The organism is Bacillus sp. MC1252, from assembly GCF_056838025.1.
Genome location: NZ_CM166369.1, coordinates 3,094,901 through 3,113,324, shown reverse-complemented (window position 1 = coordinate 3,113,324; position 18,424 = coordinate 3,094,901). Strand labels below are relative to the sequence as shown.

Annotated in this window: 18 protein-coding genes; 13 read left to right on the top strand and 5 right to left on the bottom strand. The window is 41.7% G+C overall.

The features are described from left to right. Positions 1 to 4: 4 nt before the first annotated feature. Positions 5 to 2,881 carry an excinuclease ABC subunit UvrA gene (uvrA, locus tag ACYH0L_RS16140; protein WP_099726352.1) on the top strand — a complete coding sequence of 959 codons (2,877 nt, stop codon included), beginning with the start codon at positions 5 to 7 and terminating at the stop codon, positions 2,879 to 2,881. A gap of 198 nt (positions 2,882 to 3,079) precedes the next feature. Here uvrA and ACYH0L_RS16135 read toward each other — a convergent pair whose 3' ends face one another. Then, positions 3,080 to 3,310, bottom strand: coding sequence for a hypothetical protein (locus ACYH0L_RS16135; RefSeq protein WP_099726351.1), 231 nt, complete (start codon positions 3,308 to 3,310; stop codon positions 3,080 to 3,082). Between the two features lie 197 nt (positions 3,311 to 3,507). On the opposite strand from ACYH0L_RS16135, the gene ACYH0L_RS16130 reads away from it, so the two are divergent. From ACYH0L_RS16130 to ACYH0L_RS16110, 5 genes are all read left to right on the top strand, one after another. After that, positions 3,508 to 3,843, top strand: a complete 336-nt coding sequence (locus tag ACYH0L_RS16130) for a hypothetical protein (RefSeq protein ID WP_230030691.1) — start codon at positions 3,508 to 3,510, stop codon at positions 3,841 to 3,843. 11 nt (positions 3,844 to 3,854) lie between these two features. Beyond that, a complete protein-coding gene (locus tag ACYH0L_RS16125) occupies positions 3,855 to 4,946 on the top strand; it encodes a DUF4097 family beta strand repeat-containing protein (RefSeq protein ID WP_367307950.1) in 1,092 nt (363 codons plus the stop codon). A 6-nt stretch (positions 4,947 to 4,952) separates the two neighbouring features. Further along, a complete protein-coding gene (locus tag ACYH0L_RS16120) occupies positions 4,953 to 5,147 on the top strand; it encodes a PspC domain-containing protein (RefSeq protein ID WP_099726348.1) in 195 nt (64 codons plus the stop codon). Next, positions 5,148 to 5,534 carry a phage holin family protein gene (locus ACYH0L_RS16115; RefSeq protein WP_024423577.1) on the top strand — a complete coding sequence of 129 codons (387 nt, stop codon included), beginning with the start codon at positions 5,148 to 5,150 and terminating at the stop codon, positions 5,532 to 5,534. Between the two features lie 93 nt (positions 5,535 to 5,627). After that, positions 5,628 to 9,482, top strand: a complete 3,855-nt coding sequence (locus ACYH0L_RS16110; protein ID WP_249705593.1) for a lamin tail domain-containing metallophosphoesterase family protein — start codon at positions 5,628 to 5,630, stop codon at positions 9,480 to 9,482. A gap of 29 nt (positions 9,483 to 9,511) precedes the next feature. Here ACYH0L_RS16110 and ACYH0L_RS16105 read toward each other — a convergent pair whose 3' ends face one another. Genes ACYH0L_RS16105 through nagA form a run of 3 tightly spaced genes read right to left on the bottom strand, consistent with a single transcriptional unit; the run spans position 9,512 to position 12,171 of the window. Continuing rightward, the gene (locus tag ACYH0L_RS16105; RefSeq protein ID WP_099726346.1) at positions 9,512 to 10,237 is read right to left on the bottom strand and encodes a GntR family transcriptional regulator; all 726 of its coding nucleotides are present in this window, start codon (positions 10,235 to 10,237) and stop codon (positions 9,512 to 9,514) included. Between the two features lie 18 nt (positions 10,238 to 10,255). Next, positions 10,256 to 10,981: a glucosamine-6-phosphate deaminase gene (gene nagB, locus ACYH0L_RS16100; protein ID WP_482354153.1), complete on the bottom strand. Its 726-nt coding sequence runs from the start codon at positions 10,979 to 10,981 to the stop codon at positions 10,256 to 10,258. Continuing rightward, positions 10,981 to 12,171, bottom strand: coding sequence for an N-acetylglucosamine-6-phosphate deacetylase (gene nagA / locus ACYH0L_RS16095; RefSeq protein ID WP_249705591.1), 1,191 nt, complete (start codon positions 12,169 to 12,171; stop codon positions 10,981 to 10,983). The genes nagB and nagA overlap by 1 nt, the downstream gene beginning before the upstream one ends. A 177-nt stretch (positions 12,172 to 12,348) precedes the next feature. Between nagA and hprK the strand changes: the two genes are divergently transcribed. From hprK to ACYH0L_RS16060, 7 genes are all read left to right on the top strand, one after another. After that, positions 12,349 to 13,281 carry an HPr(Ser) kinase/phosphatase gene (gene hprK, locus ACYH0L_RS16090; RefSeq protein WP_003212943.1) on the top strand — a complete coding sequence of 311 codons (933 nt, stop codon included), beginning with the start codon at positions 12,349 to 12,351 and terminating at the stop codon, positions 13,279 to 13,281. 11 nt (positions 13,282 to 13,292) lie between these two features. Further along, positions 13,293 to 14,117: a prolipoprotein diacylglyceryl transferase gene (gene lgt, locus ACYH0L_RS16085; RefSeq protein ID WP_099726343.1), complete on the top strand. Its 825-nt coding sequence runs from the start codon at positions 13,293 to 13,295 to the stop codon at positions 14,115 to 14,117. Positions 14,118 to 14,136: 19 nt separating this feature from the next. After that, on the top strand, positions 14,137 to 15,081 hold the full coding sequence (locus ACYH0L_RS16080) for a nucleoside recognition domain-containing protein (protein ID WP_249705590.1): 945 nt from the start codon (positions 14,137 to 14,139) through the stop codon (positions 15,079 to 15,081). Continuing rightward, positions 15,078 to 15,728 carry a pyrophosphatase PpaX gene (gene ppaX, locus ACYH0L_RS16075; RefSeq protein ID WP_099726341.1) on the top strand — a complete coding sequence of 217 codons (651 nt, stop codon included), beginning with the start codon at positions 15,078 to 15,080 and terminating at the stop codon, positions 15,726 to 15,728. The genes ACYH0L_RS16080 and ppaX overlap by 4 nt, the downstream gene beginning before the upstream one ends. A 1-nt stretch (position 15,729) precedes the next feature. Further along, on the top strand, positions 15,730 to 16,248 hold the full coding sequence (locus ACYH0L_RS16070) for an acyltransferase (RefSeq protein ID WP_099726340.1): 519 nt from the start codon (positions 15,730 to 15,732) through the stop codon (positions 16,246 to 16,248). A 69-nt stretch (positions 16,249 to 16,317) separates the two neighbouring features. Beyond that, positions 16,318 to 16,746 (top strand): Rrf2 family transcriptional regulator, encoded by a 429-nt coding sequence (locus tag ACYH0L_RS16065; protein ID WP_099726339.1) that lies wholly within the window; start codon positions 16,318 to 16,320, stop codon positions 16,744 to 16,746. 87 nt (positions 16,747 to 16,833) lie between these two features. Beyond that, on the top strand, positions 16,834 to 17,475 hold the full coding sequence (locus ACYH0L_RS16060; protein WP_327924369.1) for an NAD(P)-dependent oxidoreductase: 642 nt from the start codon (positions 16,834 to 16,836) through the stop codon (positions 17,473 to 17,475). A 32-nt stretch (positions 17,476 to 17,507) separates the two neighbouring features. Here ACYH0L_RS16060 and ACYH0L_RS16055 read toward each other — a convergent pair whose 3' ends face one another. Then, positions 17,508 to 18,296 carry a C39 family peptidase gene (locus ACYH0L_RS16055; RefSeq protein WP_327924371.1) on the bottom strand — a complete coding sequence of 263 codons (789 nt, stop codon included), beginning with the start codon at positions 18,294 to 18,296 and terminating at the stop codon, positions 17,508 to 17,510. Positions 18,297 to 18,424 lie beyond the last annotated feature (128 nt).

Below are 18,424 nucleotides of genomic sequence, written 5' to 3'. Positions count from 1 at the left end.
CCTGATGGCTATGGAACGAATAGAGGTGAAAGGTGCTAGAGCCCACAACCTTAAAAATATTGATGTGAATATCCCGCGTGACCAGCTAGTGGTCATTACGGGTTTATCTGGTTCAGGAAAATCGTCGCTTGCCTTTGATACCATTTATGCAGAAGGTCAGCGCCGGTACGTTGAATCTCTTTCAGCATATGCACGCCAGTTTCTCGGTCAAATGGATAAACCAGATGTAGATGCCATTGAAGGTCTTTCTCCGGCGATTAGTATTGACCAAAAAACAACAAGCCGGAACCCTAGATCAACGGTTGGAACTGTCACTGAAATCTATGATTACTTACGTCTATTATATGCTAGAGTCGGAAAACCTATTTGTCCTATACATGGGATTGAAATTACGTCACAAACGATTGAGCAAATGACAGATCGCATTTTAGAATATCCAGAAAGAACGAAGCTGCAAGTGCTTGCACCGGTCGTATCTGGCCGCAAAGGAACACATGTCAAAGTACTTGATCAAATTCGGAAGCAGGGCTATGTTCGAGTGAGAGTCGATGGAGAGATGGAAGACCTTTCAGAAGATATCGAGCTCGAAAAGAATAAAAAGCATTCCATTGAAGTCGTCATTGACCGGATTGTGGTGAAGGAAGGCGTTGCCGCTAGGCTGTCTGATTCCCTTGAAACGGCACTTCGTCTAGGAGAAGGCCGGGTCATGATTGATGTGATTGGACAAGAAGAGCTGTTATTTAGTGAACATCATGCTTGTCCGCACTGCGGGTTCTCTATTGGTGAACTTGAGCCGAGAATGTTCTCATTTAACAGTCCTTTCGGTGCCTGTCCGAGCTGTGATGGACTCGGTTCTAAACTAGAAGTCGACCCTGAGCTTGTGATTCCTAATAAGGATTTGACTTTACGTCAGCATGCCATTGCACCATGGGAGCCGCAGAGCTCACAATACTATCCGCAGCTTCTTGAGGCTGTATGTACACACTATGGAATCGACATGGACATTCCAGTCAAAGATATACCGCCGCATTTATTCGATAAAATTTTATATGGCAGCGGCTCTGAGCTGATTTATTTTAAATATGAAAATGATTTTGGTCAGGTTCGTGAAAATGAAATTGAGTTCGAAGGTGTCCTTCGTAACATTGAACGACGTTACAAGGAAACAAGCTCTGATTATATCCGTGAGCAAATGGAAAAATATATGGCCAATCAGCCTTGTCCGACATGTAAAGGGTATCGCCTGAAAAAAGAAACGCTTGCGGTTCTCATCAATGGCCAGCACATCGGAGAAATTACCGATTTATCTGTCTCTGATGCACTTGATCTCTATGAAAAAATCGAGTTATCTGAGAAAGATTTGCAGATTGCCCAGCTCATTTTACGAGAAATCAAAGAACGTTTGTCCTTCTTAAATAATGTAGGTTTAGATTATTTGACATTAAGCCGATCAGCTGGCACACTATCAGGCGGTGAGGCGCAGCGGATTCGTCTTGCGACTCAAATCGGGTCAAGACTGACAGGTGTTCTTTATATATTAGATGAACCATCTATTGGTCTGCATCAACGGGATAATGACCGTTTGATTGGAACCTTGAAAAACATGCGTGACATCGGAAACACGCTGATTGTCGTGGAGCATGATGAAGATACAATGCTTGCCGCTGATTATTTGATTGATATTGGACCGGGAGCAGGCGTTCATGGAGGAGAAGTGATTTCGGCTGGAACGCCAGAAGAAGTCATGAAGGACCCGAAATCTTTGACAGGCCAATATTTATCTGGTGAGAAATTTATCCCGCTTCCAATTGAAAGAAGAAAGCCTGACGGCCGCTACATCGAAATAAAAGGTGCAAAAGAAAACAACCTGAAAAATGTTAATGCGAAGTTTCCTTTAGGCGTCTTTACAGCGGTGACGGGTGTGTCTGGCTCAGGGAAAAGTACGCTTGTGAATGAAATTCTATTGAAATCACTTGCGCAAAAACTGCATAGAGCGAAGGCGAAGCCAGGACAGCACAAAGAAATCAAAGGAATGGATTATTTAGATAAGGTCATTGATATTGATCAATCTCCAATTGGCCGTACACCAAGATCCAACCCTGCCACTTATACAGGTGTATTTGATGACGTGCGGGATGTCTTTGCACAAACCAATGAAGCAAAGGTACGAGGCTATAAGAAAGGCAGATTCAGCTTTAACGTCAAAGGCGGCCGCTGTGAGGCGTGTCGTGGAGATGGAATCATTAAAATTGAAATGCACTTTTTACCTGATGTGTATGTACCTTGTGAGGTGTGTCACGGGAAACGTTATAACCGAGAGACACTAGAGGTTACGTATAAAGGAAAAAACATTGCTGATGTTCTTGAAATGACTGTGGAGGACGCACTGCAATTTTTCGAGAACATCCCGAAAATTAAGCGAAAGCTACAAACGATTTATGATGTTGGGCTAGGATACATTACACTTGGACAGCCTGCGACGACATTGTCTGGAGGAGAGGCGCAGCGTGTGAAATTGGCATCTGAGCTTCACCGCCGTTCAAACGGAAGGTCTCTTTATATTTTAGACGAGCCGACAACTGGTCTTCATGTGGATGATATTGCCCGTTTATTAAAAGTGCTTCAGCGTTTGGTCGAAAACGGGGATACGGTTTTGGTCATTGAGCACAACCTTGATATTATCAAGGCCGCTGATTACCTCGTTGATTTAGGACCAGAAGGCGGTGCAGGTGGCGGAACGATCATTGCCACTGGAACACCTGAGCACATTGCAAAAGAAGAAGCTTCTTACACAGGCCAATACTTGAAGCCTATTTTAGAACGTGACCGCGAACGAATGAAACAGTTGGTCAAAGAAACGGAAAGTGTGACATCATCATAAGAAAAACCCCCTCTTTATCGGGGTTTCAGCGTGTAGGCAAACCCTCGCACTCTTTGTCAGGTCTGCGCTCCGGTATTCGCCCTTCCTAGACTTCAAAGGTTTTCTATCACGCTGAAAAGAAGAGAAAGGGCTAAAATAAAGATCATTTTAGCCCTTTCTCCCCGGTCTAAACCCCTCTTTATCCGAGGGGTTTTCCTTTTATTGCGCATCTTCCTTCGGCATTAAATTACTGAGGTGCGTTAAATCCTTTAAGATATGGGTGCTGCTGCTGTCGAGCAGTACTTTTAAATAGCGGATATCACCATATTTCGGATGAGACGGATGAATCGTCTCCAGCTCCTTGATCATTTCGCTGTTCATGCTTTTCTGTTTCTGTATAAGGTCTAAAAGCGTTTGGACTGTGTGGTTAGAATTATGATGATCTGTCAAAATAATTACCCCCTATAATGATAATCACCATCTTTTCAACATATTTTAAAGGGTAATCCGTGAAGAATCTACACTTAGGGGGAAAAAGAAATAATTTGTGTCTAAGGTCATATGTAATTCGGATGATTTTGAAACTTTTTATACGCAATAAACGTATGAGTTAGAAAGGAATTTTCGTCATGAAGGAGCGAATATATATGAATAGAGATCAGTCGATCATTGCATCTATTTGTTATTTTAGTGTATTTTTTATGCCGTTTATCTTACCGATTGTGGCGTATTTTGTAGTAGACCAAAAGGAAACGAAACGGCATGCGATGCGGGCATTTTGGTCACATCTGCTGCCAATTGCAGCGGGCATTATTTTGGTTTTTGGGTCTATCCCATTTTTACTCGCGACGCAGGCGAGTGACTCTCTCATTCCAGGCATGACGATGCTTATTTTGTGTTTTTTAGTAGCTATTGGCTTTTTGATCTCTGTCATTTGGAATATCATTCAAGGTATTAAAGTACTTCAATCCATCAAATCGTAGGAGGGCTTTGTATGAATGAAAAAGAACGAATTTTAAAATTAGTAGAAGACGGGACATTATCAGCAAAAGAAGCGATTACGCTTTTAGAAAAGCTAGAAGAAAGTCAGACTGTATCATTAGAGAAGTCTACAGCCGATCATACCTTTCATGAAGAAAAAGCTGGAGCAGAAAGTAACGGAAACGCCACCGAGAATCTTGGGGCAAAGCTGTTTGGCTGGTTAGATTCTGCGGTGAAAAAGGTAAAAGATGTGGATCTTGATTTGAACTTTGGACAGTCAGTCGATGTTGATCACATTTTTCAGTTCAAAGATGCCTCACTCTCTCATTTAGATATTCAATTGGCTAACGGCAGTCTCAATGTGATGCCTTGGGACGATAGAGATATTCGAGCAGAGTGCCATGCGAAAATCTACCGCGCAGAGGATGGAGAGCAGGCAAGACAGCAATTTCTCAATCAATTGGACTGCGGGCTTGAAGGGGATAAATTTTTTATTCGAACCGAAAAGAAGACGATGAAAGTCAATGTCACCTTATATGTACCGCGTATCCAATACGATAAGATCAAGGTCAAGCTGTTTAATGGACCGATTCGCGGGGAAAAGCTAATGACAAAAGAACTTGCTGCGAAAACCACAAATGGTGTTGTCTCTTTTGCCTCTTTACAGGCAGATAAAGTCGGAATTGAAACAGCAAACGGACAAATTAAACTGGCTGATCACGAGTGTGGTATGATTGAAGTAGAAACCATCAATGGGCTCATTGACCTGCGTGGGAAAAGTGAATCAATTGATGCCCAGAGCTTTAACGGGAACATTGCTGTCCAGCTGTCGGATGAGAAGTGCCGTTCGATCTATGCGAAAACCACAACAGGCAGTGTGGACGTTCAGATCCCGCGTGCATGTGCAGTGACCGCTGAGCTGAAAAGCAATCTCGGGTCTATCTCTCACGATTTGCTTGATGCAGATATGGTGAAAGAGAAAAATGAAACGCTGCAAAAAGAGAAAATGATCAAAGCCAATCAACAGGCAGTGCACAGTATATCCATTTTTGCAGAAACAAAAACAGGTTCAATACAAGTAAAGCACCAATCAGACAAGGAGTGATTCTACATGAAGAAGCTTTATCGTTCAGCAACAAATAAAAAAATAGCGGGTGTTGTTGGTGGACTTGCCGAATACTTAAGTGTTGATGCATCCCTGCTTCGCATTTTAACAGTGATTATCGGATTTATGACAGCATTTATGCCGATCTTCCTTGTTTACTTCATCTGGTATTTTGTTGTTCCGGAAGAAGGCACTAACTAAATGCTTAGATGGATCGTCAGTATTTTAGTAAATGCATTACTTTTAATTGTCATTGCTGGATATTTTGATTCGGGCATTCTGCCGGGGCTCGGAAGTGTGTATATTGAAGGATTTGGTGCAGCCATTGTGGCAAGTATCATTTTGTCCTTGCTCAATATTTTAGTGAAGCCGTTTTTGATCATTTTAACGCTGCCAGTGACCGTACTCTCACTAGGATTGTTCTTATTTGTCATTAATGCCATCACACTGATGATGACATCGAGCTTTATGGGCGATAGTTTTAACATTGATGGGTTTGGAACGGCCATTTGGATGGCTGTCATTTTATCCATTTTCCATCTGCTGATACAAAAAGGAATCGTGGAGCCGTTAGCGAAAAAAAGCTAACGGTTTTTTGTGTAAAATTGTCTCATTTTCCCGTTCCATCTGTCATAAAAACCACCTTCAGGAGACACAATATCCGAAGGGAGGTGGTGCACGATGGTGAACGTGAGCAGACAAATCATGCTTTTATGTTTTTTTATCATTCTTTTTTGTTTTAGTCAGCCTGCTTCAGCAGGGCCCTTTATCCAAACACAAGTGAATATACCGGACAAGCCGTTTTCACCTTTTATTTTTGACCAATTTCATGTGGACGTTCGTCCAGTTCAAGGAAAAAGTCGTGATCTTCAGTTTCGGGCGTCTATTAGTCAGTCAGAACAAATTTTGTCTGCAAACTTGTACTATAAACAAAGTGATGAACTGGGGTACCGATTGATTCCAATGGAACGGTTACCTGGAATGAAGCCGGAATTTACAGCGAAAATCCCGCCAGATCAATTATGGAATTCAACGGTTCATTACTATACAGAGTTTCTTACGCAGAAATCTGTGATCAAAACGGCGGAACAATCTGTTCACTTAAACGGATTTGAAGAGGATCTCTCACATATTCCGGACTTACTCATCACGGAGATTGTCGTTAATTCAAAAAATCGAAAAGGCAAAGATGCATTTGAATTTATAGAAGTTTATAACACGACGCATGCTCCTATCTCTCTTCAGCATTATCAGCTGCGCTACCGCAATCCTGCACAAGGCACCGAGATGGATGATGTTTATTCATTTCACACAAATCCAGTCACCCTTTCACCTGGAAAGCCTTATGTTTTCTGGTTAAGAAAAAAAGGGCAGGAGCATTTAACAGTAGCGGACTTTAATGCTATGTACAAAAGCCAATTAAAAGAAGGAGAGCATATCTCAGTGATCGAGAGCAAAGGGCTGTCCAATTCCAAATCTCGTCTTGTCACGATCACAACAAATATAGGTGAGGAGATTTCTTCAGCAGCATTTCGTTTAAAGCCATCATTGTTTAGCGAGCATAAATCCTTGCTGTTTAAGTATCCGATGGATGGTACGCCGCAAATGAAGCTGATCTCGAAAATTGAGGAAGAGCCAACACCTGGAAAAGTGTTAAAAGCACAAATTCCATCTGAAAAAAAGGAAATTTCTCAAGATATTCATAAACCTGTCATTGAAGATATGACGGACAAGAAACCGGTGAAACCAACTGAAAGTATAGAGATTAAAGCAGATGTACAGGATGATCAGTTCGTCAAAACCGTCAAGCTGCGTTATCGAACGAATCGGAAAGATGATTTTAAAGAGATTCTGCTTCAAAAAGATCATAATGACCGGCTATTTCATCATATTATTTATTCGCCTGAGCTTATTGGTAAAGAACAGTTGGAATATCAGCTTGAAGCGTCAGACGGCGAAAATCAAGCAATGACGATGAAGAAAACGATTGATGTGGAGCAGGTCAGCAAAACCCACGGTCTGCGATTCAATGTAGAAGAGGGAGATACAGTTTCAGGTATATTCTCATTAAAGGCAACATCTGATCAGAAAAAAAACATCCAATTGATGATAGATGGAAAGCGAAATCGACAAGCATTTTCGGCCCTTGAAGCAGATCCATATATTGCATTTGATGTCAAAGGGACAAATTTATATTTTAGAAATGGAGTGTCCATAGGTAAGCACTTACTTTCTATTTTTGATGATTCGACAAAAGTGTATCGTACCTATACAATGCCAATACCAGAAGCAGAGATGAATCAGTCAGGTTCACAAACGATTTCTATTCATGCTGGAACGAAGTCTTCCCCGGTTGACCGGCTGCCTGGGGAGAATCACGATGATTTTGAATTGAAAAATGTCAGGATGATTTTATCGAATGGAACACAAATTGCTCCAGTGAATTCCAAGCCGCAAAAAGAATGGAAGATGGGAGACGGTGGTAACGCCAAAAAGGTAAGAACGTTTCAATTTGAAATCCCAAAAGAGGCTTATGTTTCAACCTATATTCAGTGGGATACAAGAAGGCTGAAAGAAGGAACGCATCTTATTGAGGCCAAAACCGCAGGCGAGCATGCATCTGTACGTGTAAAAGTCGATAACACAGGTCCGAAAATCAAGACCAACATACAAGCAAATGAACAATATAAAGGAGCCTTTACGTTAAAGGCAAAGGTAACTGATCGTTGGAGTGACATAGAGGACATGAAGGCATTTTTAGATGGTAAACCGGTTTCCTTGCCTTATCAGACATCTTCTAGTGAATTAGACCCTGGAGAGCACACGTTTACAATCAAAGCAAAAGATGCCGCAGGGAACATGTCTACTTTGAAAAAAGAATTCAAGACGGTACATGAACACCCCGAGATACCAGAACGAGTGTCAGATAAGACAAAAGTGGAATCGTCTAAGCAAACCGTGTTAACCAAGGACCCAACAAATGATAAGTTAGATTACTCATTTTATCGTGCCTACCAATATACATCGCTGCATCCATCAATGAAGATTTTTAAATATGCAGCTGAGACTGAACCGCCAAAGAGTTTTAACCAAACGGGGGAAATGATCTTTTCTGATCAAGAAAGGAATCGCATTGCATTTGCTGATGGTAAGGCAGTCGAAACGAAGGATTTACAGCGTTTTCCCTACCATCGTTTTCAAATCAAGGTGCATCATCATGTACGTGAAAAGGATGTCGTCGAGGCTGTTTGGAAAGGAGGATCATTGTCAGGGAGAAAGGTGACAATGTACGCATGGAATCATCAGCATGAAAAATGGGATAAAATCACTCATCACTTTGCAAAGGATCAAAAGGAATTTTACCTTAAAGGCCTGCTGTCAGTGAGACAGTACATGAAGAATCAAACGTTTGATTTGCTTGTACAGGATGAAATCAGCAAAGTGCAAAAGCCATATAGGATGGTATGGATGTCTGACACACAATACTATGCAAAGAGCTATCCTCATATCTTTAAACAAATGGTCGAATGGATCAGAGATCAAAGAGATAAGTTAAACATTCAATATGTGTTCCATACAGGCGATATTGTGGATGATTCAAAGGATAAGCAATGGAATCGTGCCGATACATTTATGCGTGTGTTAGATGATCATCATATTCCTTATGGTGTTTTAGCAGGAAATCATGATGTCAGACACAAGGACGGTTTTTATGCGGAATATGGGAGATACTTTGGAGCGAAACGCTTTGCAGAAAAACCTTACTATGGTGAATCCTATCAAAACAATCGAGGTCATTATGATCTCATCTCTGCCGGTGGCAATGATTATATGATGGTGTACATGGGCTGGGGGATTAAGCAAAATGAAATCGATTGGTTAAACCGTGTGATTTCTGAGCATCCAGATCGTATCGTCATTTTAAACTTTCACGAGTATTTGTTAGTGAGTGGCAACCGAAGTCCGATAGGCGACCTCATCTTCCACCAAGTGGTAAAACGTCACCCTAATATTGTGGCAGTATTTAGCGGGCACTACCACGGAGCGAGCAGGAAAGTAGATGAGCTTGATGATGACCATGATGGAAAAGTGGACCGGAAAGTATATCAAATCCTTGCTGATTATCAGTCAGGTCCTGAGGGTGGTCAAGGATTTATGAGGTTGATTACAGCGGATCAAGAAAAAAATCAACTTCATTTTACAACATACTCACCTTACATGAATCAAGAGCATTTCTATGATCCTAAAACGTATGGAGATCAGGATGAGTTTTCAATTGATGTGGATTTGACGCCGAAAATGAAATCCGTCAAAACCAATTATTTTGAACTCAATGTATATACAAACGTCCTTCTAGGAGAAGCACGAGGCGTAAAAAGCGGCAAAAAAGCAAGCTTTAAGTGGAAAGGCTTAAAGCCAAATCAAGACTATTATTGGTATACTGTTGCAAAAGATCGTTTTCAAGGGAAAGCTGTGTCACCTATATGGAAAATTCATACAAAAGATGATGACGAAACAACATATCTTCGGAAATAAAAAACTGTGCTTCGATGTAGGAGCACAGTTTATCTTTCCATTGTATGAATGAGTTTGTAACGATCCCCTCTATAAACGGAAAGAACATACTCGAATGGAAGGTCGTTTTGAAAATACGTTGTTCTTGCAATTGATAGCACAGGCGAGCCAGTTGAAATAGACAGCACGTGTGCTTCCTGCTCTGAGGCAACATTGGCTTCAAGCTCCTGTTTTGCATGGGCAATTGCAAGGCCAGTGTGATTTTCTATATATTCATATAAAGAGCCAGTTAAATGTTTCTTGGTTAATTCTCCAGCGAATGTTTCGGGTATATAGCTCGTTTCAATCGCCATTGGTTCATCATTTGCAAGACGTATTCGTTTTAGTTCATATACAGCATCGCTATTAGAAAGTTGTAAGACTGGCAGCAAGTGCTCTGGACATACGGTTTTTTTGAAATCAACCAGCTGGCTTGAGGCTTTGAGCCCTCGCTGGCGCATATCTTCTGTAAAGCTTGTTAAGCCTTGAAGCGGTTGTTCAAACTTTTTTCGGCTAACAAAGGTGCCTTTTCCTTTTTGGCGATACAAATATCCTTCGTTCACAAGGTTCGATAAGGCTTGTCTGACAGTCATTCGACTAATATCAAAGCGTTCGGCATACTCTCTTTCAGAAGGAATGAGTGTATCAGGTGCTAATGTTCCATCCTCAATCTGCTTTTTCAAGTTCTCCATAATCTGATGGTACATCGGAATAGGTGACTGTTTATCAATAAACATGTGAAAATCCTCTCGTGTTTAGCGTAGTGAACCAGCTTCTCGATCAATGAAAATCATCACATCTTGATGATGTTTAAGGGCAGATGCAGGGAAGTCTGGGTGAATCTCTGTCTGTTCTAAATATTGTATCACTTTCGCTTTTGATTTTCCTGATGCAAGAAGGAGAATTTTTTTGCTTGAAAGAATGCTCGCAATTCCCATTGTGATGGCATGTGTAGGTACCTCATCAATAGAAGAAAAGTATCTTGCATTTGCTTGACGAGTGTTTTCATCTAAATGAACAACATGAGTCTTTGAGTCGAAAGAGGTACCTGGTTCGTTAAAACCAATATGCCCATTTTGTCCGATTCCAAGAAGCTGAAGGTCGATGCCCCCTACATCTTGAATGAGCTGATCATATCTTAAGCATTCTTCTTCCAAATTAGGTGCAGCGCCATTTGGCAGGAAATACTGATCCTGAGGGAGATCAATATGCTCAAATAAATGTCGTTTCATATAGGTCATATAACTATTTTCATGATCGGGATGAAGTCCTGCATACTCATCCAAATTGACTGTTCTTGTTTGTTTGAAAGACAGTTGCTTCGCTTGATGAAGTTGAATTAATTCTTTGTAGGTATCGATAGGTGTACCGCCAGTTGCTAGGCCGAGCACTGCATCTGGTTTAGATGCGATTGTACGTGCAATGAGGGCAGCTGCTTCTTTTCCTAATTGATCTTTATCTTCAAATTCGATGATGTTCATCAGTGGTTGTCCTCCTTTTTTTCAAAAACGATTTGCCCGCGGCACATCGTCATCATCAGTTCGCCAGATTGATCCCAAATGACCAAGTCCGCCAGTTTTCCAACTTCAATAGAACCTAGCTGATGATCAAGCCCTAGCTGAGTGGCTGCATTGGTTGAGGTCATCTTAGCAATCTCGGTCCACTCACAATGAGTGATCTGTCTCATCCGTTTGACGCCATCTTTCATTCGTAAAATCGACCCTGCAAGTGTCCCATCTGACAGCAATGCCTTTTCACCTCTGACTGTGACAGTCTGACCGCCAAACTCGTATGTTCCATCCCCTAGACCTTTTGCACGCATTGAGTCTGTGATCATTATCAAACGATCACTTCCTTTTGCGAGATACGCAAGCTTTATAGAAAGAGGGTGTGAATGAATACCATCTGTGATCAGCTCAATATGAAGGTTCTCGTTTGTAAGAGCAGCACCTACAGCATTTGGCTCACGATGCTGAAACGAACTCATTGCATTATAAAGGTGCGTCACATGGCGTGCACCATGCTTTGCTGCTAATTCAATCATGTCATGATGAGCATTCGTATGTCCAATAGAAGGGATGATGTTCTTTTCTTGCAACAGGGAAAGAAAAGCAAATTCAGGGTCTTCCTCAGGTGCAAACGTGACAACTTGAATGAGCTGTTCAGATGCATCTAACCATTTCTCGAAAAGCGGGAGATCCGTCTGTTTAATCCATTGAGCAGGTTGTGCACCTGCTTTATCCTTAGAAATAAATGGACCTTCGAGGTGGATACCTAAACATTGTGCCTGACTTCCTGCTTGTTCTTCATTATACTGTTTCCAATGAGCGACATTTTTAAGTGCTTGCTCAATCTCTTGATGGTTTTGGGTAATGGTTGTCGCTAAAAAGCTTGTCGTTCCTTCTGACGGTAAGTTGTCAGCAAGTGTATTCATGGCTTCTGGTGTCGCATCCATCATGTCTGCACCATATCCGCCATGGATGTGAATATCAATCATTCCGGGAAGTAAATAAAAGTTTTCCCGGGAAATATATACTTTTTCATAATTTCCTGTCGGTGGTGATGTTGAAATATAGTCGATCTTGCCATCGCGTAAACCGACAAAACCGTGTTCAATGATCTGTGCCTTTGTCACAATATGAATATTGGAGAGCAATAAAGAGCTGCTCATGGTTGTGCCCCCTTATTCGTTATCTTTATCTTTAGTTTACCCTTTTTAAGTATAGTTGTCTATACCAGTGGAGGGGGTGAGACAGGATCAGGATAAAATACTATTTTGGGTTCATCATTGAAAGTGATAAAATAGAGCTGTATTTCTGAAACGCCTGTGATAAAAGGAGGAAGAAGCGTGCCGAAAGTTCGTACGAAGGACATAATGGAACAATTTCATCTTGAACTGGTAAGTGGGGAAGAAGGGATTAATCGTCCCATTACAATCAGTGATCTTTCCAGACCAGGTATTGAAATGGCTGGATATTTTACATATTACCCAAAAGAAAGAGTTCAACTTTTAGGGAAAACAGAGCTTTCCTTTTTTGAACAACTCCCAGAACGCGAACGAAAGCAGAGAATGATGTCTCTTTGTACAGATATTACCCCTGCTATTATTTTGTCACGAGATCGTGAAGTGCCGAAGGAATTAATTGAAGCATCAAATGAAAATGGGGTGCCGGTTTTACGATCAAGCTTAAAAACGACAAGACTTTCGAGTCGATTAACCAACTTTTTAGAAAGTAAGCTTGCACCAACGACTGCCATTCATGGCGTGCTCGTAGATGTATATGGTGTAGGTGTTTTGTTAATTGGGAAAAGCGGAGTAGGAAAAAGTGAAACAGCCTTAGAACTAGTAAAGAGGGGACACAGGCTGGTCGCAGACGATTGCGTGGAAATCCGTCAAGAGGATCAGGATACGTTAGTTGGAAGCGCACCAGAGCTGATTGAACACCTTCTGGAAATTCGTGGATTAGGTATTATTAATGTGATGACCTTATTTGGAGCAGGCGCCGTCAGAAGCTATAAGAGAATTACGATTGTGATGAACCTTGAGCTTTGGGAACAAGGCAAACAGTATGATCGTTTAGGGCTTGAAGAAGAAAAAATGCGGATCATTGATACAGATGTACCGAAGCTGACCATCCCTGTACGTCCAGGACGAAATTTAGCGGTCATTATTGAGGTGGCTGCGATGAACTTCAGATTGAAACGAATGGGGCATAATGCAGCGGAACAATTTACAAGTAAACTTGCCGATGTCATTGAAGACAATGGCCAGGATGAATAGGAGTTGTCTATATGAACGAAGCAATTCAACCAATTGATCCGATTGCTTTTCAGCTCGGACCTATATCGGTTCATTGGTATGGTGTGATTATAGGGGTCGGAGCCTTGCTTGGACTCTGGCTCGCACTGAGAGAATGTGAAAAAAGAGGAATCAATAAAGATACGTTTATTGACTTAATCTTATTTGCGATTCCAATCGCCATTATTTGTGCACGAATTTATTATGTGTCCTTTGAATGGGACTACTATCAGCAGCATCCAAATGAAATCATTAAGATTTGGAATGGCGGAATTGCAATACACGGCGGGCTGATAGGTGCAGTGCTGACAGCCATTGTATTTACAAAAGTGAAAAAGGTATCCTTTTGGAAAATCGCCGATGTGGCAGCACCTAGTATTTTACTAGGGCAGGCTATCGGGCGCTGGGGCAACTTTATTAATCAGGAAGCGCATGGTGAGGCTGTCTCAAGAGCCTTTTTAGAAAATTTGCATCTGCCTGAGTTTATCATTAATCAAATGTATATTGATGGGACCTATTATCACCCAACGTTTTTATACGAATCATTATGGAATCTTGCCGGCGTTGTGATTTTGATTTTATTACGCAGAACATCACTGCGTAGAGGCGAAATTTTCTTGTCTTATTTAATTTGGTATTCAATTGGCCGTTTCTTCATTGAAGGAATGAGAACGGACAGCTTAATGCTGACAGACCATCTTCGAATCGCACAGATGATTTCAATTGCGATATTGGTAGCAGCTGTTTTGCTGATTGTCTTTAGAAGAATCAAAGGCTACGCATCCATTCCGTATAAAGAGAACAACTCATCGAATTAAGCAGGGGGGATCAGAAGAGATGGGGGAGACATGGAAAAACGGCTTTAAAGCAGGGCTGTCGACGACTTGGACACTTGGAAAAGTCATTTTTCCGGTTACTATTCTCGTCAGTATCTTGCAGCATACGCCTGTTATGGATTGGATTATACAATTCATACGGCCATTTATGGGGTTGTTTGGTCTTTCGGGGGAAGCGGCGATTCCGCTTGTATTAGGAAATATGCTGAACTTGTATGCGGGTATTGCCGCTATCTTGACATTAGAGCTTCCTGTGAAGGAAGTGTTCATTTTAGCGGTGATGCTATCCTTTTGTCATAACCTGATTATCGAATCGACAGTGGCGGCAAAGGTTGGACTGAGGGTGTCTGTAATTTTGTTAGTCAGAATCAGTCTTGCCGTTGTTTCAGCTATTGTCATTCATCTCGTTTGGCAGGGCGGCCAAGAAACTGCGCAATATGGATTGCTTACAGCAGCTCAGACGGCTGATGTGCCTTCAAGCTGGTATATGATCGTTCTTCTTGCTGTACAGAAAGCCTTTCTTGGTGTACTCCAGCTGGCTTGTATCGTCATCCCTCTCATGATCATCATTCAATTCATGAGAGATTTAGGGTGGCTGCATACTTTGTCTAAGTGGCTGTCTCCTTTTACTAGAATGCTTGGAATGAAAGAAAATACGTCTATGACGATGGTGGCTGGATTAACCATTGGTCTAGCTTATGGAGCGGGAGTGATGATGAAGGCAGTGGAAGAGGACGGTGTGAGCAAAAAGGATTTAACCCTTGCCTTCATTTTCCTTGTTGCTTGTCATGCGGTGGTTGAAGATACCCTGATTTTTATTCCACTTGGCATTCCAGTATGGCCGCTTCTTGTCATCCGCCTGATTTCTGCCATTTTATTGACAGCTGCCATTAGCTATATTTGGCGGAAGCGGGAACATGCAGCTGTTAGAAAGGAAGCTATATGAACGAATCAACTATCAACACAGTGCTATTTGATTTAGATGGCACGTTAATCAATACAAATGAATTAATTATTGCTTCATTTCAGCATACGCTGGATCATTATTATCCTGGTCAGTACAGTCGTGAGGATATCCTTCATTTTATTGGTCCATCACTGTTTGATACATTTTCTGCGATGGACCCGAACCTGACGGATGACATGATTCAGATGTATCGGACGTTTAATCATGAACAGCATGATCTGCTTGTGACTGAGTATGAGACGGTTATAGATACGTTGAAAATCCTTCAGGATCGAGGATTTAAGCTCGGAATTGTTACAACGAAGATACGTGATACGGTCTTAATGGGATTGAAGCTGACAGGTTTAGAGCCATTCTTTGAGGTGATTGTGACACTGGATGATGTACAAAATGAGAAGCCGCATCCGGAACCAGTCCAGCTGGCTTTATCCAAACTTGGCAGTGATCCACATGAAGCGGTGATGGTCGGTGATAATTATCACGACATTTTGTCTGGTCAAGCGGCAGGGACAAAAACGGCAGGTGTCGCTTGGTCCATTAAGGGAGAAGAGGCTCTTTTAAAGCATCGCCCTGATTTCATGCTGAAGAAAATGAGTGATCTCTTGGCGATTGTTGGAGCTGATTAAGTTGAGAAAAACAGATCGTTATCCTGTAAAAGGGGTCAATTCGCTTAGACAAGTCTATCGGACGGTCCCCTTTTTCAAAGTTGTGAAAAACTTTATCTTTATTCAATTGGCAAGGTACACGCCCTTTATGGGAATGAAAAACTGGATTTATCGGACTTTCCTTCGTATGAAAGTCGGCGAGGATACGGCGTTTGCCTTAATGGTTATGGTTGATCTGATGTTTCCTGAGAAAATTACTGTCGGTCGAAATAGTGTGATCGGCTATAACACGACCATCTTGTCCCATGAGTATTTGATTAAAGAGTACAGACTTGGGGAAGTCTATATTGGTGATGAAGTCTTAATTGGAGCAAATTCAACCATTCTGCCTGGAGTGACGATCGGTGATGGTGCGATCGTATCGGCGGGTACACTTGTTCATAAGGATGTCCCAGCAGGCTCCTTTGTTGGAGGAAATCCAATGCGCATGATTTATTCGAAAGAACAAATGGAAGCACGTCAATCTACGTCTGCTGAGTAGCTCGGCAGACTTTTTTGTTGACATTCTGCCATGGTGTAACTATAATGATTACAACAGAGGTGAGAAAACATGAAAATCAGCAGCAGATTTACTGTCGCTGTCCATATTCTGGCCTTGCTATCACTTGAAAAAGGATCATTACAGACATCGGAGGATATCGCAGGAAGTGTGAATACAAACCCAGTGGTCATCCGCCGCATTATGAGTAAATTAAAAAAAGCAGGCCTAATCTCAACGAGTCTTGGCAAAGGTGGTTCTCAGTTGAACCGCAGTGAAGACGACATCACACTGCTCGATTTGTATAAAGCGGTTGAAGTCGTGGATGAGGGGGAATTGTTTCAAATCCATGAAAGCCCAAATCCTGACTGTCCGATCGGGGCAAATATTCAAGCGGTACTCGAATTAATTTTGTGCCGCGCCCAAAGTGCGATGGAGCAAGTGCTTGCTGAGATCAAATTAAGTGAACTAACGCAGGTGTTAATCAAAAAAATTGGATGATCTATTCAATTTTTTTTACCTCTGTTGTAACTTAATTAGTTACACCTCTCGTTATAAAAATAAAACCATATTGTAGGAGGAGTTAACATGAAAATTGGAATCATTGGCGCAACAGGTAAAGCAGGACAAGAAATTTTAAAAGAGGCTCAATCAAGAGGACATGAAGTGACGGCAATCGTCCGAGATGCACAAAAGGTGACAGATACATCAGTAGCCGTTTTAGAGAAGGATGTGTTTCACTTGGAGGCAGAAGACATCAAAGGTTTTGATGTCATCGTGAATGCATTTGGCGCACCTGCTGGACAAGAGCATCTTCACGTAGAGGCTGGGAAAAAGCTCATTGATATCTTGAAAGAGGCACCAGACACTCGTTTAATCGTTGTGGGCGGAGCAGGCAGTCTATTTGTAGATGACGCCAAAACAATGAGGCTTGTTGACACACCAGAGTTTCCAAAAGAATACATCGCCACTGCTTCACAGCAAGGAGAAAACCTAAAGGATCTTCAAAAGACCGAAGGATTAAAATGGACATTCCTCAGTCCAGCTGCATTCTTTGACCCAGCAGGCAAACGCACAGGTTCTTATGTGAAAGGAAAAGACCATCTAATTGTCAATTCAAAGGGTGACAGCTATGTGAGCTATGCTGACTATGCCATTGCGCTAGTTGATGAAATTGAGCAGGCTGCCCATGTTGGAGAACGATTTACTGTTATATCTGAAGCTGAATAGGAAGAGAAAAAGCCCCGCTGAAGAGCGGGGTTTTATGCTTTAATGATCATCGCTTGACTGCCCATCTGTTTCCAAGAATCCTCAAACTGGTCACGATCGACTCGTTGATTCTTTTCTCCGTACGGGTTATTCAAGTAGACGTACTCCTCGTCGTAGCCTGTGATGACGACGCTATGCACATTAAAGCTCACATCTATTTTGCCATTTGGTGTATTCCATGTTTCGATGTTATCTGTTTTGTCAAAGGTGGATGTCGTAATCACCCATACAGGGTAGCCCTTTTCAAGTGATTGGTAGATGGCCTTTTTGACAGGCTTTCCAGTTAAGTCGACGACTTGATCACCCGCATATTTTTTCGCAAGTTGATAAATAGGTTCATGGTATACGCCAAGACCTGGCCCATTCTCCATATCGCCTACAAACCCATCATTCGGGTCTCCTTTTAAACCATTCTCATAATTTAGTGGAACGCGCTTGATTTCATTTGCCAATGTGTTTTTTGTCACTCGCTCATAGCCGCTGTAATGAAGCAGCATCGCTAAGCTTGTGACTTCGCAGCCGTTATATAGCTTTGGTGCATCCATTTGATTATAGAGGATGACATCCATGGCTTTTTTGCTTCCTTTTAAAGACTGGTGTGTGGCATCCGTTTTTTTCGTTGAACGTGTCTCTTCTGCCGCAAGTGCGGTTTCGTTTTCTTTTGCTGCTTCGTGTGGCGAAGCTGTTTTTTTGACTTGGTCGATTTGTGAAACATAAATAAAGCCGAAATAAACAAGACATGCGCACAATAAAGTTAAGGTTAATGTCTGGATGAACTTCACTGTAATCTCCTGTGTTATTCAATATTTTTATGTATTATAGCACGTTCCTTCATTGAATATGTAGAAAAGGTTCAGGTGTCACTTGAATGTAATAATTCCACAAAATTTTAATGAAAATAGAGAGAAAA